Origin of the sequence: Pseudobutyrivibrio ruminis, assembly GCF_015057245.1 — a bacterium.
In the GTDB taxonomy this organism is placed as follows: Bacteria; Bacillota; Clostridia; order Lachnospirales; family Lachnospiraceae; genus Pseudobutyrivibrio; species Pseudobutyrivibrio ruminis_E.
In genome coordinates this window covers 1-24333 of sequence record NZ_SVET01000004.1, presented here as the reverse complement: position 1 = coordinate 24333, position 24333 = coordinate 1, and the positions used below count along the sequence as shown (strand labels likewise).

The window sequence follows — 24333 nt, the reverse complement described above, 5'->3', positions numbered from 1 at the left end:
TTTCCCCATTTTAATCAGACTTCAAATGTACAAATATTCCCATTCCATCTTCCTTTGAACTTTTGGCGTATATTATTCCGCCAAGATAATCGACTATTGCTTTAGCCTGAGCCAAGCCAAGGCCACTGCCTCCTATTGCATTGCTACCTTGATAATTTATTTCAAAAATATGTTTCAATTCCTCATCAGGTACACCAACTCCCGTGTCCCTAATTACAACGATAGTCTCCTTTGGTGCATTTGTTATAGTCACCACCAGCTTACCGTTATAGCCTGCAAACTTCACTGAATTATCAATAATATTTCTGAAAAGAACCCTTAGACTACCCTCATCTGCCCTAGCATATACATCCTCTTTAGGCTCTGAAATTTGCATTGTAATTCCCGAGGCTTTCATTCTTTCATGAAATTCCCTTAGAACTTGTCGAATTACAGGCGTAATAGCTACCTCATCAAAATCCGATGTAAGCTTGGCGGACTCCGGTAAAATGCCTTTAAGATTATCAAATTTTATAGCAGCGTCTAATCTGTTGCTTAAATCAGTAATTTCATTATCTGCCGCTTCAATTTTTCGTTCTTTAAGCTCAACCTGATTTTCGAACTCAGTCTTCATCCTATTATTTCGTTCTTTAATGTCATCATATCTTTCAGTTAAGGACTGATTCTTTTCTTTCTCTTCTTCCAGCTCATCAACCGATTCTTCTTTACAGGCTTTTGCGTACTGTACAGAGCATACTGCAAAACCAACAAAGCAAATAAAAATTATCCACAATTGTTCCTGATAAAAGCTAATCATTCCAACGATGAACACCGTATACATCAATGCCAATAATAATTTCTGCAAACTTGTTCTCATACTCTTCTCCATGTTCTATTTTACAATCACATCTGTTATCTATCTGAGAAAATATAACCTGCACTTCTTACTGTATGTATGCAATCTCGTTTTTCCACATCTATCTTTTTTCTAAGATTAGACACATGTACCATAACCGTTCTTACATCTCCCTCATCAGAGCACCCCCATATTTCCCTATACATTCTGTCATACATAATCAGTTCGTCCGGATGATCAACAAATAGTAGCAATAGATTATATTCTGTAGGAGATAAGTCCACTCGTTTTCTTTCACCACCATGCTTGCTAAATACTGTGTGGATTTTTTCATTGATATCAAACTGTTGAAAGTGTCGAATCCCCTCTATACCTCTTGTAGGCTCACTGGAATTCGCTCGTCTGATGTTGGCTGCCATACGAGAAATCAACTCTTCATAATCTATTGGCTTTACCATGTAATCATCAGCCCCGGCATCAAAAGCCTCAATCTTACTTACATTATCTCCAACACAGCTAATAAATATAATCGGAGCGTTTGTATGCTCACGAATAAAAGGACATAGTTCCAACCCCGTTGTACCTATCAACATCATATCCATAAGAATAATGTCATATTCACAGGATAATATTCTTTCCTCTGTGGTTAGGCGATCAACAGCTATATCCACTTCATAGCCTGCGTCTTTTAGACGAACATTATAGATAAAGCTCAAATCCTCGTCATCTTCAATAACTAAAACCTTCTTTTCCATATTTCCCGCTTTCTCTTTATTGAATTTCTAGGAAACTGCTAAACCCTGTCATATTAAAAATTTCCTGTACAGGTTCAGTAACTTTTGTTAGATACATACGTCCCTGCTTAGACTGAGCAGTTTTTTGTCCCATCAGAAGTGCACGAAGTCCTGCACTGGAAATATAGCTTACTCCACCAAAATCAATTTCCAGCTGACTCATTTTCTGTAAAGCCAAAAGAATTGCATCCTGTAGTGTCTGTGTAGTCAAACGATCTACCTTGCCTTCCACTTCAAGTACAATTTTGTCACTTTCCATTCTTTCGTTAACCGTCATAATTCATTGCCCCCTTCCAGTCTTATATATCTACTTACAATTCGTCTATAATAACACCTTACCTTATTATATAATCGTAACATAATCCCCGTCTGAAAATTTTGAATTTTCTGTTAAACATTGTGTTTCATATACAACATTCACACAAAAAAGAGTCCCAACTAATGAGACTCTTTTACATCAATATTCTTACATTTCTATTCCCGCCTAAAGCAAATTATCCATGGCATCCCAATCAAATCGTTTCAAAGCTTTTTCAAGTTCTGATACTTTCTTGTTATCCTCGTCGCCAAGCTTAAACTGGCGCACTTCAGAAAGCACCATTTCAGCCCCATCGAAATCCATCTGCTGCACAAGTTCTTTTAAAGCTTCGTAGGCTTCCTTCAGCTCCTCAGGATTAATTGGAGTTTTATCCTCTTCACCTTGGGATTCCTGGCTGGCTTCTAATTTGGAAAGCAAAGTTTTGTACCTTCTGTAATCGGCCAACAGCTTTTTAGTTTGTCCATTAATAAAATCTAAATCGTTTTTCTTTCCTGCATCCTCTAACTGTTCAGCCAATGCAGATAACTCCATAGCTCCAACGATTCTTGCTGAGGTCTTAAGAGCATGTACCTTTACTGTGTACAGCTTGATATCTCCGGCATTATATGCTTCCTCGATAGCATCAGCATTTAAATCAATTGTGTCATAGTAATCTTTGATTGAAATAACATATACCGTTACACCGCCAGAATTTTTTATACCCTCATCAACATCCAAACCATCCACCTGTCTAATCCAAAGCATATCATCTGGCAAGTCGGTAGGCTCGTTCTTTTCTAATTCCTCTGCTGGCTTTTGAATTATTTTATCTCCAAGATGCCTCATCAAAGTTGCTTCCATTGTAAAGGAATCAATAGGTTTAGATAAATATCCAAGAAAACCATGAGACTTATAAAACTCATCTGCATCCGACATATTGTTTGCAGTCAAAGCATATACCGGTAAATCTGGATATTTTTCCTTGATAATGGCATTTGTTTCAATACCATCCATTTCTGGCATCATATGATCCAAAAGAACAATGTCAAACTGTTTTTTCTCCAACAGTTCCAAACACTCCAATCCACTTGAAGCAGTTGTGATTTTTATTTGTGTTGCTCGAAGAAGTCCCTTAAAGACATTTAGGTTCATTGGACTGTCATCAACAACTAATAATTCGCCTTCTGGTGCAATAAACTGAGGTGCATAAAAGCCTGGAGGAGTAGTTTCCTCTCGCTCCTTAAATTCACCTATAGGAGTATTATCAATTACCTTTTGTCGGAAGGTAAAAATGAATTCAGAGCCCTCACCATAGACACTTTCGCACCAAAGATTTCCGCCCATTAATTCGCTGAATCTACGTGAAATGTCCAATCCAAGTCCTGTGCCTTGAATTCCACTGTTTCGCTTTTCATCTAGTCTTTCATAAGCTGTAAACAGTTTATCTAAATCTTCTTCCTTCACGCCAATTCCAGTATCTTTAACAGAAATGCGTAAATCACAATATTCTTCTGGATCATCTGTCACTGCTACTTTAAGTGTAAATCCACCTTTTTCTGTATATTTAACTGCATTCGTCAACAGGTTAAGTGTTATCTGTTTAATCTTTCCAAAATCACCATACAAAATACTAGGAATATTTTCATCCACTTCTACATCGAATGATAAATCCTTTTGTTCTGCACGAACTCGAATCATAGTGATTATGGCACGTAGTTGTTCTACTGGTTCATATTCCTGTTCCACCAAATGCATTTTCCCTGATTCTATTTTAGATATATCAAGAATCTCATTAATCAGGCTAAGCAATGATTCCGAGGCTGTACGAATATCCATCGCGCTATTGATAACGGACATCAAATACTCTCTAGGAACTCCTTCTGGGTTTTCCCTGAGAATTATTTCATCCATACCCATAATTGTGTTAATAGGTGTACGAATCTCATGGGACATGTTTGCAAGGAATCTGGATTTTGCAGAATTAGCTCGTTCCGCCTCATCCTTTGCTGCTGCAATTTCCATATATTGTCGCCGAATAACTGTCCATGTCATAACGCGCCAAACTGCGACGCCCACAACTACTGCAAGCAAAACGACCAATAGCACCCTTACAGCTGTTCTCTCAAAGAAAACCGGTTCTTTAATAATTGCATAAGTATTATCCTGAATTATTTCTCCTGACGCCTCATCCAATAGCTGAATATGAAGCTTATAATTTCCATATCGAAGCCCTGTGTATTCCAGCGTGGTTAATTCGTCTCTGTATCCAATAAAGCCTTTGTCTGGATTGCCTTCCAAATAAACTCTTACCAACGGATTTACCATGGAATAATCAAGTATTGCCGGTCTTATTTGTATTCTTCCCATAACTGCTGGAATAGTATATGTACCATATAAATCAGGTGAAATATACTGATCATCGCAGTAAATATCTGTTATTCCAGTTTTTATCCACAAATTTCCCTGGTAATAGTTATTGATATTAACAACACAAACACCATTCATTCCAGCAATATATAGGTTACCATCCTCATCTATATCACTATATTCCAGAACAATAGGTATACTGGTAAGTCCATTTGAAATAGTAAATAGTTTATACTTTTGTACATCATCACTTAGCATTTCAGATGCATCAACCCAGTAAACGCCATTTGATGCAAGTATCCATAGACCTCCATTTTTATCATAGAAAATATTGTCATTATTGTTATATGGAAAGGTTGATACCTCTTTTATATTCCCTTCCTTCATATATTCAATGGAATTTGATGTAATTATCCAATAAACATTTCTGCTGTCATCCCATTTGATTTTGTTTATTACGTCGCTTGTAAGTCCATCATCCTCGCCAAGCTTTGCAATTTCATCATCCTTAATTACATATATTCCATCACCATCTGTTGCTGCATATATCTCACCATCTTGCCCCGCTTCAACATCGAGAAAAACCGTGTTTTTTATACCCGACGACTTGTCTATTGTAGATACAACACTATAGTCTTTGATAATAGCTAAACCGCCATTTGTTCCAGCAATTATGCTTCCATCCTTCGCTTCTTCTACACATCTAATCTCATTACTTGGCATTCCACCATTCATAGTAAAGGATTCAAGGCTTCCATCTGATTTGTAGCAAACTAAACCATACTTATTTTCAAAGGTAGCAATCCAAAGATTATTACTACTGTCTTTGATTATGCACCTGATCTTTGCATTTCCCAGATACTCCGTTAAATCATTTTCTATAACTGTAGAAAAATTATCTATAATTCTAAGTCCAGCATTTGTGCCAATATACAGTGAATTATTATACACACATGTTGTGTTTACAACCTCTTCACTTAAACCCACCTTAGAGGTAATGTTTGAAAAGCTATTGGCCACAAGCTTCATAACCCCCTGCCTTGAGGATGCAACCCAAATATTTCCCTGATAATCAGAAGTTAGCATTTCTATTCCGCTCTCTACCGCAATATCATCTAACAAATGAAATACATTTTTTTCATCCAAATAGCCCAAAGCACTCTCAGAAGCCACCCATATTCTGTTACATGCTAATTCTATCCATTTAATTTTATCCAAAGGTGCTACAGATATTTCTTCCATATCATCTAGCTTCAGACCAAATTTACCATAATAGATTTTTCCAGAATTAACACCTATATATACTTTTTCTGAGCTTGATGGATCTGCATATATATTAGTAATGCTTTGTTCACCCAGCTCCTCCCCAGTATAGAATTCTGAGACACTACAATCCTTTAAAGAAAATACTGAACCATTTTTGGTATATCCATATACAGTACCATCTAAATCTGTTGATAAACGTAAAATTCTCTCGGTGTTTATTCTGCTATCATTAACTGTAAGTATTTGCCCTTTAGAATCTACATATGCTATTCCTTCAGTTGTACCTATGAATATATTTCCTTCTGAGTCTTCTGCGAATGTTCTTATCGAAGCAGAAGGTAAACCATCTTTTTTACTATAATGAGTTGGTTGCCTATATTCATCAAAATAGACTACACCATTATCGTTAGTTCCTATCCAAATACCGCCCTCAGAATCTTCAAATATTCCTCTTCCACTTGTTAGGCCCTCAGTAGAGGTAAAGCGCGTAAAGGTATTTCCATCGTAGCGCATAACTCCACTATATCCGCCTATCCAGATATATCCTTCCTTGTCTGATAAAACGTAATTTGCCTCCGAAGTTGGAAGCCCATTAACAGCATCATACACCTGGGTGGAATACCCTACTTGCGTTAATTGCCCTGTAGCAGCAAAGCCTCCACCCATCTGAACACTATCATTTTCTGAATCAATTTCCCTTGCACATAAATAACTAGTAAAGAAGCAACCAAGTGAACATATTAAAGCAAAAGAAACTATTATTTTTCCTGCTCTTTTACTCATCATAGTCATAATTAAAGTCTATTCCTTCGACATAAAATAAATCTTAAGCTTGTTTAATAATTCATCTTTTCCTATCGTTTTCAAAAAATAGCCTTCTGGTTTTAATGACACAACTGCCATAACACTCTCTTTATCATCTCGTCCCGTTAGAAACATTACCGGAATATCCTTTGTATCGTCGTCAGCTCTAAGCATTTCCAGAACCTGAGGACCATCAGTTACTGGCATTTCATAGTCAAGCAGAATCAAATCCACTTTGTTTGCTCCAAGCCATTTAATTGCTCTAAGCCCGGAAGTTGCCATAGAAACCCTGTAGGTATCTTTCAACCATTCTCGAACAAGATTCATGTAATTAGGATCATCGTCTACTACTAAAATGCTCTTTTTCAACTCGCCTGTTGAGGCCTTCTTTGTATACGTATTTACGATATTAATATAATTAGAATAATCTAGCGGCCTTGGTAGTATTTCAAAGATCAAATCCGATGGTATTCCCTTTGCTACATCATCTGTATCATTGGGTTCGCCAATGAGAATGATTTGTTTGTCATCATCCTCCATCTTATCTACAAGAAATGTTCTTATTTCATCATCGAGTCTTTCATCCTGTTCCATATAAAAGGTAACAAGCGAAATATCCTCCCAATAATCATTTATCTTTTCTACCGAAAGAGTTGTAAACTCAGCATCAATGCCAGCATCTGCCAGTTTCTTTAAAAGTACTCGAATAATAAATGATTCCTTTGAACCTAAAATTAAAATTTTGTCTTGCCCCATAAGTAAGTGTCCTCCATTTATTTACATATTGTTTAATAATTCTTCCATTTTGTCCCAGTCAAATGTTTTTAATGCTTTTTCTATATCTGCAAAAGCCTTTGCATCTTTTTCTTCAAGCTTATATTCATGTATCTGCTCCATTACCATTTCGATAGCATCATAATCCATTTGTGGAACAAGTTCTTTAATGGCATTGATTGCCTCATTTAATTCTTCTGGCGGTAATAAAGGTTTATTTTTGTCATCTTCTTTATAAAATAATCCTGAAAATTTATCCTGGAATGATTTATATGCATCTAATAATTTATTATTGTTACTTAAAATATAATCAATATCTCCAGCTTTTCCTGCATCCTCAAGTTTTTTAGCCTGATTTGATAATTCCAAGGCACCTATTATTCTGGCTGAACTCTTTAGTGCATGAACCTTTACTGTGTAAAACTTAAGATCCTTTTCGTTAAATGCCTTTTGTATTACATCAATATTTCCTTCCAGCGTTTCCACAAACATTTTTAGAGCATTTATAAACCCTTCTGCTCCTCCGCTGAAACGTATGCCATCCTCTACTGATATTCCCTCTACCGAATTAATCCACTGATATTCCGTTGGTAATTCCATAGATTGAACCGGCATATCTGATGCATCAACATCCATAACCAAATTGCTAGGTAAAAACTCCCTAATAGTTTTTTCTAATGTTGCTCCATCTACTGGCTTTGGAAGATAGCTATCAAATCCATGGGATGTATAGAATTCATCTCCATTGGAAATATAGTTTGCTGTAAGTGCTATAACTGGCAGTCTTTTATGTTTCTCACGAATTCTTTTTGCTGTCTCTAACCCATCCATACCAGGCATCATATGGTCTAAAAGAACAATATCGTAATTTGCCTCTTCTATTTTTTCCAAACACTCTTCACCCGACGAGGCGGTCACAATATACATCTTTGTTGCCGAAAGTAGCCCCTTTATAACTGATAAATTCATTGGATTATCATCAACAACAAGCACACTTACATCAGGAGCAATAAATCTTGGAATATAATTTCCCTTAGGTATTTCTTCCAGATTCTCATCAAAATTTCCCAAAAGCTCGTTATCTATGACCTTCTGTGATATCTCAAATGTAAATGTTGTCCCTTTACCATATTCACTGTCACAATCCAGTTTTCCATCCATCATGGTTGCAAAATGACGTGATATATCTAACCCTAAACCAGAACCTTGAATATTGCTATTTTTTACAACATCCATTAATTCAAAAGCCGAAAATAATCTTTCCTTTTCTTCGGTTTTCATTCCTATTCCAGTGTCAGTTGTAATAAATGAGATTTTGCAATCCTCCTGTTTGCGCTCCACCAGTTTTACAATGAATTGTATAGAGCCCTCCTCTGTATTCTTTACAGCGTTTGTCAGCATATTAAAAACTATCTGCCTAATCTTGTTTACATCTCCAAAGACTTTTTGTGGAAGATTCTTATCAATGTCTACAATAAACTGTAAGTCCTTTTCCTCGCACTTTTTTCTTATGTTGGTAATAATATTTCTTAAAAAGCTTTCCAAATCATATTCATGCTCATCCAACTTCATTTTTCCCGACTCAATCTGTGAAATATCTAAAATATCATTTACCAGACTGAGCAAGGATTCTGATGCAACCTGAATTGATTTGGCAAATTCCGTTATATTCTGATAATACTTTCTAGGTACTTCTGTTGCGTCCTCCCTTAATATCATCTCATTCATTCCCATTATTGTATTAATAGGAGTACGTATTTCGTGTGATATATTTGCCAGAAAACGGGATTTTGCTGTGTTTGCTTCTTCTGCTTTTTGCTTCGCTTCCTGTAGAGTATTGAGATTTTTAATCTCAAAGAAATACAAAAGCACAACCATTCCTACCATAGAAATATTTGTAAGTGATAGTCCATATGCAAATATTTGTATTATGGTAGCTATATATGGAAAGCCGACAAATAGTATTACTGGTATATATTCCGTTCTTAATAATGCCTTTTTGTACTTTAAAATCGTTATTAATTGAAGTGTCAATATTAACATTGGCATCAAATAGCAAAGTAAATAGCCATCTCCTCGTTGATAACGATTATTTTCATCAAACGTGTAATAGAATCCTGTAAACTGTGAAATTATTAATAGTACTAGCCCACAGAAAAAAAAGACTTCGCAATATCTCAATGTGTTTGGAATACGATTTAGTTTATCTTTTCCTTTATATAAGTCTATCAGATACAAATTAAAAGAATGTGTTCCGCACAATGAGAATAAAAAAACTGCAAAATTACTTATGCGAACCATCCAATAGCCAAGCTCACTAACATCGCCTCTGTATATATATGCCTCTCTATCAAACAGTAGCAATAGCATTGACACTACTTGCATATAGACAAGTGCACGTCTTCGTGAGGCGGACATAGTTTTTGTGAAGGAGGTCAATAATATGAGCACGCCACAAGCCCCACTCAAAAATAGCATTACACTTAATTGTATCTCTCTCAAAAAATTCATCACTTTAGTTTCCCCTGGAGAATTTTCTCCATCCTAGCCCAATCAAACACCTTAAGACTGCTTTCCTAGTTACTTTCCATTACTATCTCATCTTTTATATGCTTTCGAATGGTCTTCTCTAAAGCCATTCCATCTATTGGTTTCGTTAAATACCCATTAAATCCATGTGATTCATAAAAATCATCTCCTTCTGCAACAAAATTTGCAGTAAAGGCATAGACCGGAAGCTCGGGATTTTGTTCTCTTATTTTTGAGATTGTTTCTATTCCATCCATTCCTGGCATAAGATGATCCAGGAATACAACATCATACTCTCCAAATTTAAGTTTTTCCAAGCATTCCTCACCAGATTCTGCGGTAGTAACAAAAACTTTTGTATCTCTCAACAACCCCTTTATAACTGTCAGGTTCATAGGATCGTCATCAACAACAAGCACTGAGGCATCCGGTGCAACGAAAGATGGCACATAAGGACCATTAACCACCAAAGCATCGTCTTCGCTAAAATCACCTATAGGAGTTGCATCAACAATTTCCTGCTCTACTATAAATGTAAATGTAGAGCCTGTTCCATACTCACTCTCACAGGTTAATGTGCCATTCATTAACTCTGCAAACTGTTTTGAAATATCAAGTCCCAGTCCAGTACCTTGAATTCCATTACTTTTTTCTTCATCCAGTCTTTCAAAAGCCGAAAATAATTTATCCATATCCTCAGGCTTTACTCCAATACCAGTATCTTTTACTGCAAACTTTAGCTTGCACTTTCCCACTGTCTGTTCCATCATAGCTACAGACAATGTAAAGCCTCCCTCATCTGTATATTTAACTGCATTTGTAAGTAAATTAAGAACTATCTGCTTTATCTTTCCATAATCACCATATAGCTTGCATGGAATATTTTCATCAATATCCAAATCAAAGCTCAGACCTTTTTGGTCGCTTCTTACCCTAATCATTTTGATCATGGAGCGTATTTGTTCGGCAGGCTTATACTCCTGCTCAATAAGATGCATTTTTCCTGACTCTATCTTAGAAATATCCAAAATGTCATTTATCAACCCTAACAGTGTTTCTGCTGAAGATCGAATATCTAATGCGTAATTAATTACAGACATAGAATACTTTTTGTCTACACCTTTAGCATCCTCTCTAAGAATCATTTCATCCATTCCAAGAATAGTGTTAATAGGCGTACGTATTTCATGCGACATATTGGCTAAGAAACGGGATTTCGCACTATTCGCTCTTTCTGCTTCTTCTTTGGCAGCCTGGATTTCTTTATACTGTCTTCGTATTATGGTATTTGTCATCAATCTCCATACAAATAGCGCCACCAAAAGAGCCACAAATATTAATAGTAAAATCTTTACAACCATCAGCTCAAAAATATGTGGTTTCTTTTCTACGCTGTATGTGGAATCCTGATATATTGTTCCTGTAGCATCATCAATAATCTGTAAATGAAGAGTGTACTCTCCATATGCCAAACCAGTATATTCAAGAGAATCTAATTCACTCTGAACAGCAGTAATACCCTCACTAGAATCTCCTTCGAGGTATATCCTTACCATAGGATCAGACAAAGTATAATTTAAAATAGCAGCATTCATTTGAATTCTGCCTGCATCGGCAGGAATAATGTATTTACCATCTTCATCAGGAAGCACACTGATTCCATCATACGTAATGTCCTTTACCCTGATTTTTATTTCGCTGGTTTGTTTAAAATAATTGTTGATATTAACTAGATTAACTCCACTTCGTCCAGCTATATACAGATTTCCATTTTCATCTAAGGCACTATACGCATTTCCTGTTGGTATACTAGTCAAGCCGCTGGCAGTGTTGTACAGTGAGTATTCTACAATTGAATCATCAAGCATCATATCTGCTTCAACGCAGTATAATCCATATGAAGATAGAATCCAGTAATTATCATTATTATCCCAAAATATATCGAAGTTATTGTTATAAGGAAATGTCTTAACAGGATATATTTCTCCATTTTTTATATACTCGATTGAGTTAGAAGTGATGACCCAATCAACATTTTTATTTTTATCAGGCTTTATTCTTAGAATGACATCAGATGTTAATCCCTCATCTCTTCCTATTTTAGATAGCCCAATACCATCATATTCAAATATACCCGCGCCGTCGGTGCCAATGTATATGTTTCCGTTTATTCCCTCTGTTACAGACAGACAGACCTCATTTTCCAGCCCATCATCTGCTGTTATTGTTTCTCTTACAAGTCCATTTTCAATAATCGCCACACCTTTATTTGTGCCAACTGCAATAGAACCATCTGTTAGCATAGAAGTGCAACGGATACCATTACTAATAAAACCATTATCCTCGTTGTACTGTGTTATCTGTCCATCCGCGCCGTAACAAATCAAACCAAATCCATTTGTATATGTAGATATCCACAGGTTTGAATGTTCATCCTCCATGAGGCAACGAATACGTGTGTCGATTAGTATATTCGTCAGGTCATTTTCTACCACATGAAAATCGCCATCTAAAATACGCAGACCTTTATCTGTTCCAATATAAATATTATCTTTATACAAACAAGTGGAATTTACTACTTCTTGCTCAAGGCCCGCCAAATCTGTTATATTCTGGAAATTACTGGTGACCACCTCCGCAACACCTTGTCTTGTTGATGCCAGCCACAGATTGCCCTGATAATCAGCTGTTATAATTTCAACAGTGCTATACAACGGACTGGTCTCAACTACATGGAATTCTTTGTCAGCATCCAAATATCCTAAAACATTGTCACTTGTTATCCATATTCGTCCACAGACATATGTAATATTAGATAGCTTTGTTGTATCTGCTGATAAATCTATTGTCTCTAGATTATTTAATCCATCTGAAATGCTTCCGTGATACAAAATTCCAGAATCATCGCCAAGGTAAATGCCATCTGCATTGTCTGGATCCATTCCAACAATAGATACTGTATTACTTATTATTTCCTGACTTGTCCAAAAGAAAACAACCCTATTGTTCTTTATGACAAATACATCTCCATCCCTTGTATTTCCTATGATTCTTCCTTGAGAATCTGCGTACAGGTAACTAATGTATTTATTAAGTAATTGGCTATCATCAATGTTGTATATATTAAAATCTGAATCAAAATAACAAATACCATTTGTTGTTCCTACATAAATCGAACCATTTTCATCCTCAGCAATAGAGCGGATTGTGGATGAAGGCAAACCATCCTTGTATGTATATTGTGTTCTTTTATCTTCCTCTATAACAACAATACCATTGTCATTTGTACCTACCCATATTCTTCCATTACTATCTTCATATAAGGCTTTTGCACTGGTCAAACCATCTGAAGAGTCCTGTCTTTCAAATGTTGCGCCATCGTATTTTATTACGCCGCCATAGCTTCCTATCCATATATAGCCATTGCTATCAGCAAGAACACAGTTTGCATCCGACGTAGGAAGTCCATTTGTAGCATCATAAAGCCTGACCGCATATCCTACTCCCTCCAACTGATTGGAAATAGCATAGCCTCCACCATTTTTTTCTAAATTTTCCGTGGCAGAAGAAACCTCATCTACATCTTCTACATTTGATGCATATATGTAAGGCGATTCAAAAACATTTGTAGCCATAAATATAGTTGCTGCTATTCCAATGGCAAAATATTTCCTGCTGCTATTATGTTTCATGCACTAGGTCCCCCCGTAAATGCTTAAACTATAGTTATTCCTGATACTTCTTTAAGACTCTCCTAACTTCTTTTTCTGATTCAGCAAATACCTCAACACATTTAGGATCAAAGTGTGTTCCTGAGTCCTTTATAATAATATCCATAGCTTTTTCAAATGGCATTGGTTCCTTATAAACTCTTCTTGCTGTCAAGGCATCAAAGACATCTGCCACTGCCATTATTCTTGCTGAAAGAGGTATAACTTCCCCTTTTAACCCTTCTGGATATCCACTACCATCCCATTTTTCATGATGGTAAGCAGCCATATTTCTTGCTTCTTTTAAATAGCTTTCACCCTTAACTGTACTTATTGCCTTCTCCATAATCTGCTTACCTGCTGTGGTATGAGTTTTCATAATCTCATATTCCTCATCTGTAAGCTTTCCTGGCTTATTTAACACAGCATCAGGTATATTTATTTTTCCTATATCATGCAAAGGTGCTGACATTTCCACATCTGAGATAAACTTTGGAGTGAGCTTTTTAGAATAATAGCCTTTCTTCTGAAGTCCCTCTAATATAATCTTTACATAATCTGCAGTTTTCAGAATATGATATCCTGTGTCCGAATCTCTATTTTCAACTAAATCCGCCATCGTAATGATAAGACCCGATTGCATTTGGTTGATAGCTTTTGCCTGCTGACGAACATCCTTCATTTTTTCCGCTGTGCTTTCCGTCATTTTGCAAAGTGCCTTATACAGATTTTCAATTTCATCTCCAGTGTGGATATCTAGTGCTTTTATTCTTCGTACATTTTCTTCCAGCGCAGTCTGATTGTCATTTTCCGTCATAAAATCACTTGTATAGGCAGCCATACTGTTTATTGGATAAACTAAATGATATCTGGATAGCCACATACCATAAGCCAGTATTAGTAAGAAAAATCCGGAGAATATCAAAAATGTTTTTATAATATAATCCTTCAGATAGCCTGAAAGATATTTAATTTGTACATCTGCTGCAACATAACAAACAGTGTTTCCATCAGCATCTTTTACCGGATAATATTTAGTGATTATCCACCCTGATATATCGTCTGATTCTACTGGCTCAATTTCCTTGCCAGCAAATAAATCGTCCAAATAAGGCTCAAAGGCTTCTTCAAATGGAATCATATCTCCATTGTCATATGGCTCTACCTCCTCGGTAGCCAAATCAAACACCACCTGACAGCCATCTTTTTTCATTCTGATTACATAAAGATACTCTACGCCCTCAAAATTTGCCCTGATATCATACAAAGCATTTTCTGTTTCTATGTAATCACTTAATTCATGTCCTTTGATAACATAAGCATCAATTCTATCTGGATCAATCACCTTTGCTGCCATTTTAACGGCGCCTGTTGCATTGGCGATGTAACGCTCTCTAACATCAGAATAGAATAGCTGCACGCTAATTACACTCATTATCACAGACATAGTTATTGCTGCAGTAATGAGCATACTCGAAACTCTTTTTTGTAATTTAGCACTATTCTTTTTTGAGGCTATTTTCATCCTCTTCATATCTATAGCTGATAAAGGACGCTGTTGCCAACCAATGTCCCAAATCTCATCAAGATTTTTCTGTGGAACTAATCTAAGGACCCCAAAAACAATTCCTGCAGATAAGCCTTTATCTATTAGGTTTAGAATTATGTTAACTGCAAAAAAGCAAACATATAGATTGATAGAATATCTAGTTGAAATATATTCACTGACATGTGATACCTCGGCATATTGTGGATGATGTATCAACAAAAGCTGCACACCTGCTCCCAATCCCCCTGCAATTAATGCCAAAATCAGAAGATATTCTGCAACGCGAGTTTTCTTTTTTAAATAATTACGATGAGTATAAATAGATGTAACAATTGCCATAAGAACACTTAGGATAGCGTAGTATATCGCAAGAGGATTATATATGCAGCAAACAAGATTTGTTATAACCGCCACTAAAATACCTGGCAGCATGCCGCATACCGCTGCTGTTGCAATCGTTCCAATAGAATCCAAATACATTGGCAGCCCCATTTTATACATCAGGAATGAAAGCAAAAAATTAACAGTAACGCCGCCAATCATTGTTATGAAATTCAAAATAACATTTTTATCAAATTTTTTCATCACTCAAAACCCCTTAATATAACCCTATGTAATTATATCATAGTTGCAACAATTCCTCTATTTTATCCCAATCAAACACTTTTAATAACCGTTCGATTTCAAATATTGTTTTTTCATCATCACTTGGCAATTTATAAGTATTTAATTCTTCTATAAGCATTTTTATAGAATCATAATCCATTTGTGTTACTAACTCTTTCAATGCCTCATACGCGTCATTCAATTCTTCCTGCGAAATCTCCTGCTTAGGCTCTTCACTATCAGAAGCTTCAGCTTCCTTCTCATAGATATTTATCATTTGGTTGTAAATCCTTGTGTAAATATCTAATACCTGATTCGTATTTGCGATTATCGCATCTACGTTTTTATCCTTTCCAGCCATTTCAAGCGCCAACGCCTTTTCAGATAAATCATTAGCACCTATAAGTCTTGCAGATGACTTTAATGCATGAACTTGAATAGTATAATTCTTAATATCCATGCCATCATAATAATCCTTTATCATCTGAATTCGTTCCTTGGCTGTTTCGTAAAAGCTTTTACAAACTACAAGATAAGTATCTACATCTCCTGCTGCCAAGATTCCTGAATCAACATCGATTTCTGGTATCTGGCGCAAACCAGAAATACTGTCCCCGTCCCCATCAGAATCATTCTCTTCTTCGTCTGTTCGTTCAACATCAAATTGCTTCTTATCATCTGGCAAGTACTTTTCTATCATGGCCTCAAACTTAAGACCATCTATTGGTTTTGACAAATAGTCTGAAAAACCTACTGCCAAGTACTCCTCCTTTGCCCCCTTTACTGCATTTGCAGTAAGAACAATGATAGGAGTATCATTATTAATCGAGCAAGCCTTTCTAATGGCTGCGTATGTTTCCTCGCCGCTCATTCCAGGCATCATTGCATCTAAGAATATAATGTCGTACTTTTTAGTATGGCATAAATCTACCGCAATCGGTCCTGAAGGTGCTGTATCAACCTGAATCTGAATACGCTTTAAAAGATTCTTTGCGACAATCAAATTCATTTCTACATCGTCAACTACCAAAATGTTGGCATTTGGAGCATGGAAGGACTCCATAGCATCTTCGGAAACGGCAACGTCAGCCTTTTTCCTATAATCTCCTAGCTTTTCCTCTCCCTTTACCTGTTGAATAATGGAAAATGCAAAAGTTGAGCCTTCGCCATACACACTAGTAACCTCAAGCTGACTATGCATTTTTTCAAGAAGACTCTTTGTAATGCTCATGCCAAGGCCTGTACCCTCAACCTTTTTATTCTTCTGTTCATCAAAACGCTGATATGGCGAAAACAGCTTTTCAATATCCTCTTCCTTGATGCCTATACCTGTATCGCTTACACTAACCTTGAGCATAATATCCTCGTCTGACTCTCGAGAATAATCCATTTTAAATGTAACGCCACCTTCCTGCGTATACTTAACGGCATTACTCAGAATATTGATAATAATTTGCTCTATTCGCACCTCATCGCCAAATAAAAACTGAGGAATATCCGGATTTATATCAACATTAAAGCTAAGCTTTTTATCGTCAGCCTTTGGTTTAATCATGTTAATCAAATCGTTAACTAGTATGCTTAAATCATAATCACTCTCAATTAATTCCAGATTACCCGATTCAATCTTTGAAAAGTCCAAAATATCGTTAACTAGAGCAAGCAAAGTCTTACTGGCATTTCTTATATCTCTTGCGTATTTTTTTGTTGTTTCTTCCTTTGACTCTCTTGTAATCATAGTTCCCATGCCAATAATTGCATTAATAGGAGTTCTGATTTCGTGAGACATGTTAGCCAAAAACTCTGACTTCATCTTGTTAGCCGCTTCTTCCATCCTAAGGGTTCTTTCCAAGGCAGCAGTTTTTTCAGCTTGTAATTTCTTTACAACTTCCTCATGCTCAATATTTTGTTTTTTGGTTAACGTATATACGGTTCCATTTGCAAATGAAACTATTACTGCAAAAACTATTAAACTTACTTCTAGATAAAAATATATCTTGAATGCTGTAGTTTCATATGCTTCTCGTTCTTTTATAATTGTATATTGTTGTTCTACTAGAACTCTATTATCGTCATTCAACACTTCTATATTAAACTTATATGTCCCGTAAGGTAGACGGTAATAGGATATTGTTCCTAGTTCACTTGCTAAAACCTTCGTCTTTTCTATATCAACACCCGATAGATAATATCGTATATACGGATCACTAGGAGTGAAGTTATTTAAATCTAAGGTAAAATCTGCCCTCTCTACTCCTCTAGGAATAACTATTTCATCCATCGTGGTAACAGGCACGTATTCTCCATCATAAGAAACACCTGTTATCTTTGCCTTATATGAATCAATATTCATTCCATAATTATCAAGATTCAATGAATATATTCCTGTGCTTCCACAAAGGAAAATTGTATTATCTTCAGAAACATAATTCCATGCATTACTTGTAAGGCTTCCTGGCAGCCCCTTATTAGAATCCAACAAATTATAGACATTTGCTGACAAGCCTGCCATCAGGTCTTCATATCTAACTACATAAATACCTGCTCCGCCAATTATAAATACGTTGCCACTTTCCGATTGATATAAATCAAAGTTGTTAAAATATGGTATGCCTGTTAACTCTCGAATCTGATATTTTTGATTCATATAACAAAGCCCACTTCCAGTCATTATAAAATAGCCATTTCCAACTTTATCAGCCACTATTCTGAGGATAACACTTGAACATAGGCCATCTTCTTTCGTTATATATTTTTCAACCTTGCCATCTTTTATAACAGCTATTCCATCACCGTCACTGCCTGCAAGTAGTGTGCCATCCTCCTGCTCTAAAGCATTTAAAATTGTTGCATTATCTAGTTCATTTCCCAGTTCAAGTGTGCTTTCAATCTTTCTATCCTTTATGAAAGTTAATCCACTTTCACTAGAAACCAGAATTCTACCATCTGATAGAGTTAGTAAAAATCGCTGTTTTCTATCTGTAATCTGATTTTCATCCTGCACATATTGATAAAACTCTCCAGTATCTGAAACAGCCATTAAATTTTTGCCATAACCAGCTATAACTAAATTGCCATCTTTGTCCTCCGACATTGATCTAATTCTTGTTTCCGCGTAAAATTCAGTAATCTCATTGTATACAGCTTTACCAGTGACATAATCTATAATTACAAGTCCATCATCAGTTCCAATATAAAACTGATTATTTTTGTTTTTTATAACATTTGCTACCGCTGGTGAAATATTATAAACACCAAATGTATCAACAAAAGCAGACTGACTTAAACATAGTAATCCACGACGATAAGAGGTAAACCACAAATCTCCTTGATAATCCTCAAATATTTGTTCCACAGAGCTATCAAATCTTCCTGTGTTAATATGACTTACATTCCCCTCTTCATCTACAAATCCTATTCCAGAATCAGCCGCAATGTAAATCAAACCGTTACGATGAAAATACATTTCATTAATATATGTAAAATCAGGAGTATCAATAGTTTCTATTTTGTTGTAGGCTCCATCAACATACTCATATTTGTAGATACACTGCATATCTGTGCCTATATATAAATTATCTTTAGAATCATAAGCTATTGTAGTCGCTTCATTACATTCAAATGAATTTTCCACCTCATAACTATCTGTAGAAAAAACAGTAATATTTCCAACAGTATCAAGTACAGCAACATGCCCATTGCTATCAGCAGCTTCCTTTGATACATAACCAATATCATCAAAGGATTTAATGATTACTGGTTTTTCATCTTCAACTTTTACAATTTCGAGCCCTGCTGTAGTTCCTACAAAATAGTTTTCTTTGCCATCTTCAACAATGGCTCGTACAGAATTGGCTGACAACCCATTATCAGTATTTAACACGCCTACAGACAAATCGTCATGAACCACAGACAGACCTGCCCCATTGGTTCCGACCCAAAGCCTATCATTTTCATCCACATACAAGCACTGTACAGATCGAATAGATGCCACGGAATCAAGCAAATCGAAGTTTTTGCCATTGAACCTGTACAAGCCTCCGTATGTACCGACCCACATGCTTCCATCGGAAGTCTGTGCCAAATCATTTGCACATCCACCAACTAAACCATTATCACTATTGTATATACGTTGAACAAAATTGATGTTCATTTCGGCTTTAGCATTTATTGGACCAATAAATGCTAAGGCTGTAGAAATTGCCAAAAGCGTCAAGGTAACTTTCGCTCCCAATGCTTTTTTCAATTTAGATGAATTCTTTTTTCTGAAATACCATTTATAAAGCTTTCTGACTGTATAAATAAGCATACAGCTCACAAATGCGTCTGCAAAAGACACAAAAAGACTGCATATAGCAATGCAAGAAAACAGACTGCCGCCTAAATTCGTAATATAAGCTGCTAACGCATCTATTAGATAGTTTCCGGCATACTCTGGGTAGTTGATATACGATACAACAGTCAACATAGTTCCTTGCAATATTGCAAATGTAAGGGCTAAGCTTATCGTAGAGAAAAACCTATTAAAAAATCTATTATTTCTGCTCAATAAATAAATTAAAATAGCCATTAAAGCATCGATAACAATAAAAACTATATCTCCTGCCACAAAAAACTTAGCTAGAAGGCCACCAATGATTGCAGCTAGAAGGCCCACTATCCATCCTCCGTAATAAGAGGCATAAATAATTCCTGTAAGGTTCAGATTTCCTGGAAATTCCAGTAGATGTGCTCCCCCTCTGCTCAATAGTATAATTACTATACCCTGTATTAAAATTTTGAGCTTTTTCTTATCTATGTTAACCATTTAAAAACTCCCCAACTATTCCTCAATGGTATCAATAATTTTTAGAAACACGTCTATAATAAGTGGATCAAACCATGTTCCCGAATTATCTTTAAAGAATAATTTTATTTCTTCTAGATTATACTTTTTACGATATTCTCTATCGTGACTAATATCATCATAGGCATCAGCGACAGCAATAATCCTTGCAATTAAAGGAATATCCTCCCCTTTCTTGCCCATTGGATAGCCTTTTCCATCAAAGCGTTCATGGTGATACAATGCTGCTGCAGGTGCCAGCTGTATCATCTTCACATTTTCAAGCAATTTTGCACCTTTAATTGTATGTATTTGTACAATTTTCTCATCATCCTTTGTGAGCTTGGTTGATTTTCCTAAAACTCTTTCCGGTACTGCATAATTACCTATATTGTGAAGGAGTGCACCATAATACACTACATTACAATCATGCTTATCCATTCCCATTGCTTCAGCAATTTTCTTAGAATATTTTGCAACTCTATTAGAATGTTCTTTGTGATAATAATCCTTTTCATCTGCAAGATTGCTACAGATTGTAAACATGTCATCTATTATCTGGGTTTGATAATTCACAGTACTTTCGAAGCCTAAAATAATCCATCCAATTATTGCAGATACAATTATCAGTAAAATCCATGCCGGTATAAGTACAACAAATATCATTCCAGCTGTGCCTGCAAAATAAGATTTAGTAAGATGATATGTCATTACATAGTCAGATAAATCATTGTCCCCAGACAGACTATACAGGATAAATCCAATGTTGGACTGACCTGAGAGCTCCGATGTTGACTTAATTGGTACTTCTCCAGAATCACTACCTGTTTTTGGATGATATATATAATAATCACCACTATTAAGAGGAATAAGCAAATCCTGTCCTGCCAAATAATAATCAAGAGTAATATCACTTGCGTTATAATCTCTCAAATCTAAAGTCTGAATGTTTTCTACGCCATTCTTAAACTGATGAATTTCCATAGTCCCATTCCAGGCATTATTAATCCAACAGCTTTCCCGAACATATACCTTCAACTGCCAATCTGTTAAGAGACACTTTGAATTGTTTACTATAGTAGCTTCATAGATTTTGCCATTAATGACCATATTATCGAAAGCATCATTCTTTTCCCAAGAATCTGTAAGCATCCCCCTAGGATGAATATCCGCTATAACATCCATGGATACAGTATCTGGTGTATAATATCTTTCCTGGCTATTAAACTTGTTAACTTGAATCACGTGAAATACAAAAGAAATAATGATGACAGCAAAAGAAATTCCTAAGATTATAAACAATCTTTTTATTAGTTTTCTGGTTTTCTGTAATGTACTCATACTCTCACCCCTCGTTATATAAAATAACACTTCTATTGTACCCAACTTTTGCAAAAATGTGTCTTTTTTGACAAAAAATACACAAAAAAAGACCTTTTTTCAAGGTCTTTTTCTTAGATATGTTTATAATGTCATGCTAATAGCGCCTAGCAGCTCTTCAACCTCTTCATCAGTTGGAATTCCATCATAGCAAAGTGCATAATCGATAAGCTGTTCAAATGCACTCTTTCTAGATGCTTCCAGTGGAAACAGCTCTGTAATCGGTTGTCTCCATCTGCCAAGCATCTCGTTAAGCTCTCCAAGCTTTGGCGTAAGCACTTCTTTTTCTTTATTTCTAAGGAACTGAGTAAGGGCAGGGCTATTGCCACTGCTAGAAAATGCTCCTACTAAATTCTGCTCCTTCAAATATGATGGGAAAATAAATGAGCATTTATCCTTGTCATCCACCACATTGACAGGGATACCGCCTTCGTTACACATCATAGAAATCTGAGCATTGAGCTCATTATCATTAGTTGCAACAACAACCAACTTGCGATCCTGAAGGTCAAGTGGCGTAAACTCGCGCTGTTCTAAGAGCAGATGATCCGTCTCCTCAGATAAAGCAGCCAATTCCATAGAGATTTCTTTGGCAATCACATGTACTTTTGCTCCAAAATCCAGAAGTACATTTACCTTTCTAAGGGCCACATCACCGCCACCTACAACCAGACAATTAGTATCTGTTATATCTACAAACATTGGAAAATATGCCATATCAGCCTCCTTGATACGTTTTCTCATCATCAGTGTATACACTATAGCAAAAATATGTGAAAAAACTATTCTTCGTAAATAACGCTCTTATCAATTTGAGATAATGCAATATCTATCTCTTCCAGATACTGCTCACCTATCTTACTCATTACAGAGTTTTTCTTGGTGATATAGCCTATTTCCATAATACTATTAGGATTCTCTTCATCTCCTTTGTAAGGAACAACCACATATCCGTCGCTATTCAAGTCGCCCCATACAATTCCAGAACACAGAGTATAACCGTTCATTGCACGAACCAGGTTAAGCATTGTTGATCTATCTGTAACTCTTACAGTCTGAGGATATATATTCTCGCTAAGAATCTCTTCTGCCAAAAACTCACTATTTTCTCCTTGTTCAAAGGAAAGACAAGGATAATCCTTCAAGTCATCAAACGTAATATATTCTTTTTGAGCAAGTGGATTCTCTCCCCATAAGTAAACAAAAGCTCGACACTTAATAAGTGGATGAAACTCCACAGAATGCTCATTAAAAAGCTTATTCAAAGCCTTTCTATTATGCTCACTGATGTACAAAATACCGATTTCGCTTTTAAGAGTGCTGACGTCCTTTATAATATTGTGAGTTGTGGTCTCTCTCAAGGCAAAATCAAACTGATTCATATCGTATTCTTTTGCCATGTCAATGAAGGCTCTTACAGCAAATGTGTAGTGCTGAGTTGATACACCAAACTTTCTTTTGTATGTACCTTCATCCTTATATTTTTGCATTACAATATCGTATTGACGATAGAAACCTCTGATGTCATCCAAAAATTCCTGCCCCTCAGGTGTTACGATAACACCTTTATTGGTTCTCATGAAAATGGTCAGTCCCACCTCATTTTCCAGCTCTTGAATGGCACTGGTAAGTGTAGGCTGAACAATGTATAGCTTCTCCGCTGCCTTGTTCATTGACCCCATTTCTTCAATAGTTAACGCGTACAATACTTGTTGTAATGTCATAGTTTTATTCCCCTATTTTGTCTCTGCTAAATCCGTTAGTTAAATCCTTAATAACCTCACTGGCTAAAACCAAGCCTGCTACAGCAGGTGTAAATGCTATAGAACCTGGTATATCCCTTCTCTCTGTGCATTTGTGCTCTGCGCCAGGTGGGCAAATGCAATTTGTCCTGCAGCTAATGGCCATATCCTCAATTGGACGCCTTGGCTTTTCATCTGAGAACACAACCTTTAAATGCTTAACGCCCCTCTTCTTCATCTCTCGGCGCATTACTTTTGCGAGAGGGCACATTGTTGTTTTATAAATATCTGCCACCCTAAATCTGCTAGGGTCCAGCTTGTTTCCTGCTCCCATGCAGCTGATTACTGGAACATCAAGCTCCTTACAGCGCATAATAATTTCGATTTTAGCAGTAACTGTATCTACTGCATCCACAACATAATCGTATGTTTCGAATGGAAACTCCTGAGCATTTTCAGGAAGAAAAAAGCACTTATGAACAGTGATATCTGCCTTTGGATTGATATCAAGCATACGTTCTTTCATAACATCAACCTTGTGCTTACCAACTGTAGAACGTGTTGCAATGATTTGTCTGTTAAGATTTGTCAAACAAACCTTATCATCATCTATCAAATCAAAATGGCCAACACCACTTCTTACAAGGGCTTCACAAACATAACCGCCGACACCGCCAATTCCAAAAATGGCAACTCTTTTATTCTCCAACTCCTCCATGGCTTCCTTGCCAAGAAGAAGTTCTGTTCTTGAAAACTGATTTAACATAATTACCTCTATAATCAAAACCACCGGCTTAGCCGGTGGTTTGTTCTAGCCCTATAAGGGCTTGTTACCGGCACTGGAGTCTAAAGAC

At 36.2% G+C, this 24333-nt stretch carries 13 protein-coding genes; all 13 read right to left on the bottom strand.

Annotated features, from left to right (window positions below):
- Positions 1–10 precede the first annotated feature (10 nt).
- The 13 genes from E7274_RS04920 to E7274_RS04860 all read right to left on the bottom strand — a co-directional run bounded on the left by E7274_RS04920 (position 11) and on the right by E7274_RS04860 (position 24245).
- Entirely contained in the window at positions 11–856 is an 846-nt protein-coding gene (locus tag E7274_RS04920; protein ID WP_304174193.1) for a sensor histidine kinase, read from the bottom strand.
- A 35-nt stretch (positions 857–891) separates the two neighbouring features.
- Entirely contained in the window at positions 892–1590 is a 699-nt protein-coding gene (locus E7274_RS04915; RefSeq protein ID WP_304174191.1) for a response regulator transcription factor, read from the bottom strand.
- Between the two features lie 16 nt (positions 1591–1606).
- A complete protein-coding gene (locus E7274_RS04910; RefSeq protein ID WP_304174190.1) occupies positions 1607–1906 on the bottom strand; it encodes an STAS domain-containing protein in 300 nt (99 codons plus the stop codon).
- A 207-nt stretch (positions 1907–2113) separates the two neighbouring features.
- Positions 2114–6352 (bottom strand): hybrid sensor histidine kinase/response regulator, encoded by a 4239-nt coding sequence (locus E7274_RS04905; RefSeq protein ID WP_304174188.1) that lies wholly within the window; start codon positions 6350–6352, stop codon positions 2114–2116.
- A gap of 9 nt (positions 6353–6361) precedes the next feature.
- Positions 6362–7120, bottom strand: coding sequence for a response regulator (locus E7274_RS04900; RefSeq protein WP_090479512.1), 759 nt, complete (start codon positions 7118–7120; stop codon positions 6362–6364).
- Between the two features lie 21 nt (positions 7121–7141).
- Entirely contained in the window at positions 7142–9523 is a 2382-nt protein-coding gene (locus E7274_RS04895; protein ID WP_304174186.1) for a response regulator, read from the bottom strand.
- A gap of 191 nt (positions 9524–9714) precedes the next feature.
- Complete coding sequence (locus E7274_RS04890; protein ID WP_304174184.1) at positions 9715–13359, bottom strand: hybrid sensor histidine kinase/response regulator; 3645 nt, start codon at positions 13357–13359, stop codon at positions 9715–9717.
- A gap of 34 nt (positions 13360–13393) precedes the next feature.
- The gene (locus tag E7274_RS04885) at positions 13394–15511 is read right to left on the bottom strand and encodes an HD domain-containing phosphohydrolase (protein ID WP_304174182.1); all 2118 of its coding nucleotides are present in this window, start codon (positions 15509–15511) and stop codon (positions 13394–13396) included.
- Positions 15512–15548: 37 nt separating this feature from the next.
- Positions 15549–20339, bottom strand: coding sequence for an ATP-binding protein (locus E7274_RS04880; protein WP_304174180.1), 4791 nt, complete (start codon positions 20337–20339; stop codon positions 15549–15551).
- Between the two features lie 15 nt (positions 20340–20354).
- Positions 20355–21698, bottom strand: coding sequence for an HD-GYP domain-containing protein (locus tag E7274_RS04875; RefSeq protein ID WP_304174178.1), 1344 nt, complete (start codon positions 21696–21698; stop codon positions 20355–20357).
- A 123-nt stretch (positions 21699–21821) separates the two neighbouring features.
- On the bottom strand, positions 21822–22454 hold the full coding sequence (locus tag E7274_RS04870) for a precorrin-2 dehydrogenase/sirohydrochlorin ferrochelatase family protein (protein WP_304174176.1): 633 nt from the start codon (positions 22452–22454) through the stop codon (positions 21822–21824).
- A 65-nt stretch (positions 22455–22519) separates the two neighbouring features.
- Positions 22520–23461: a LysR family transcriptional regulator gene (locus E7274_RS04865; protein WP_304174174.1), complete on the bottom strand. Its 942-nt coding sequence runs from the start codon at positions 23459–23461 to the stop codon at positions 22520–22522.
- A 4-nt stretch (positions 23462–23465) separates the two neighbouring features.
- Positions 23466–24245 carry a tRNA threonylcarbamoyladenosine dehydratase gene (locus tag E7274_RS04860; protein ID WP_304174173.1) on the bottom strand — a complete coding sequence of 260 codons (780 nt, stop codon included), beginning with the start codon at positions 24243–24245 and terminating at the stop codon, positions 23466–23468.
- Between the last annotated feature and the right edge of the window lie 88 nt (positions 24246–24333).

Bases quoted from the DNA above. Each gene is read 5' to 3' on its own strand.
- E7274_RS04865 (WP_304174174.1), bottom strand. From the start codon at position 23,461: ATGACATTACAACAAGTATTGTACGCGTTAACTATTGAAGAAATGGGG.
- E7274_RS04860 (WP_304174173.1), bottom strand. From the start codon at position 24,245: ATGTTAAATCAGTTTTCAAGAACAGAACTTCTTCTTGGCAAGGAAGCC.
- E7274_RS04890 (WP_304174184.1), bottom strand. From the start codon at position 13,359: ATGAAACATAATAGCAGCAGGAAATATTTTGCCATTGGAATAGCAGCA.
- E7274_RS04875 (WP_304174178.1), bottom strand. From the start codon at position 21,698: ATGAGTACATTACAGAAAACCAGAAAACTAATAAAAAGATTGTTTATA.
- E7274_RS04900 (WP_090479512.1), bottom strand. From the start codon at position 7,120: ATGGGGCAAGACAAAATTTTAATTTTAGGTTCAAAGGAATCATTTATT.
- E7274_RS04885 (WP_304174182.1), bottom strand. From the start codon at position 15,511: ATGAAAAAATTTGATAAAAATGTTATTTTGAATTTCATAACAATGATT.
- E7274_RS04905 (WP_304174188.1), bottom strand. From the start codon at position 6,352: ATGACTATGATGAGTAAAAGAGCAGGAAAAATAATAGTTTCTTTTGCT.
- E7274_RS04880 (WP_304174180.1), bottom strand. From the start codon at position 20,339: ATGGTTAACATAGATAAGAAAAAGCTCAAAATTTTAATACAGGGTATA.
- E7274_RS04895 (WP_304174186.1), bottom strand. From the start codon at position 9,523: ATGCAAGTAGTGTCAATGCTATTGCTACTGTTTGATAGAGAGGCATAT.
- E7274_RS04870 (WP_304174176.1), bottom strand. From the start codon at position 22,454: ATGGCATATTTTCCAATGTTTGTAGATATAACAGATACTAATTGTCTG.
- E7274_RS04915 (WP_304174191.1), bottom strand. From the start codon at position 1,590: ATGGAAAAGAAGGTTTTAGTTATTGAAGATGACGAGGATTTGAGCTTT.
- E7274_RS04910 (WP_304174190.1), bottom strand. From the start codon at position 1,906: ATGACGGTTAACGAAAGAATGGAAAGTGACAAAATTGTACTTGAAGTG.
- E7274_RS04920 (WP_304174193.1), bottom strand. From the start codon at position 856: ATGAGAACAAGTTTGCAGAAATTATTATTGGCATTGATGTATACGGTG.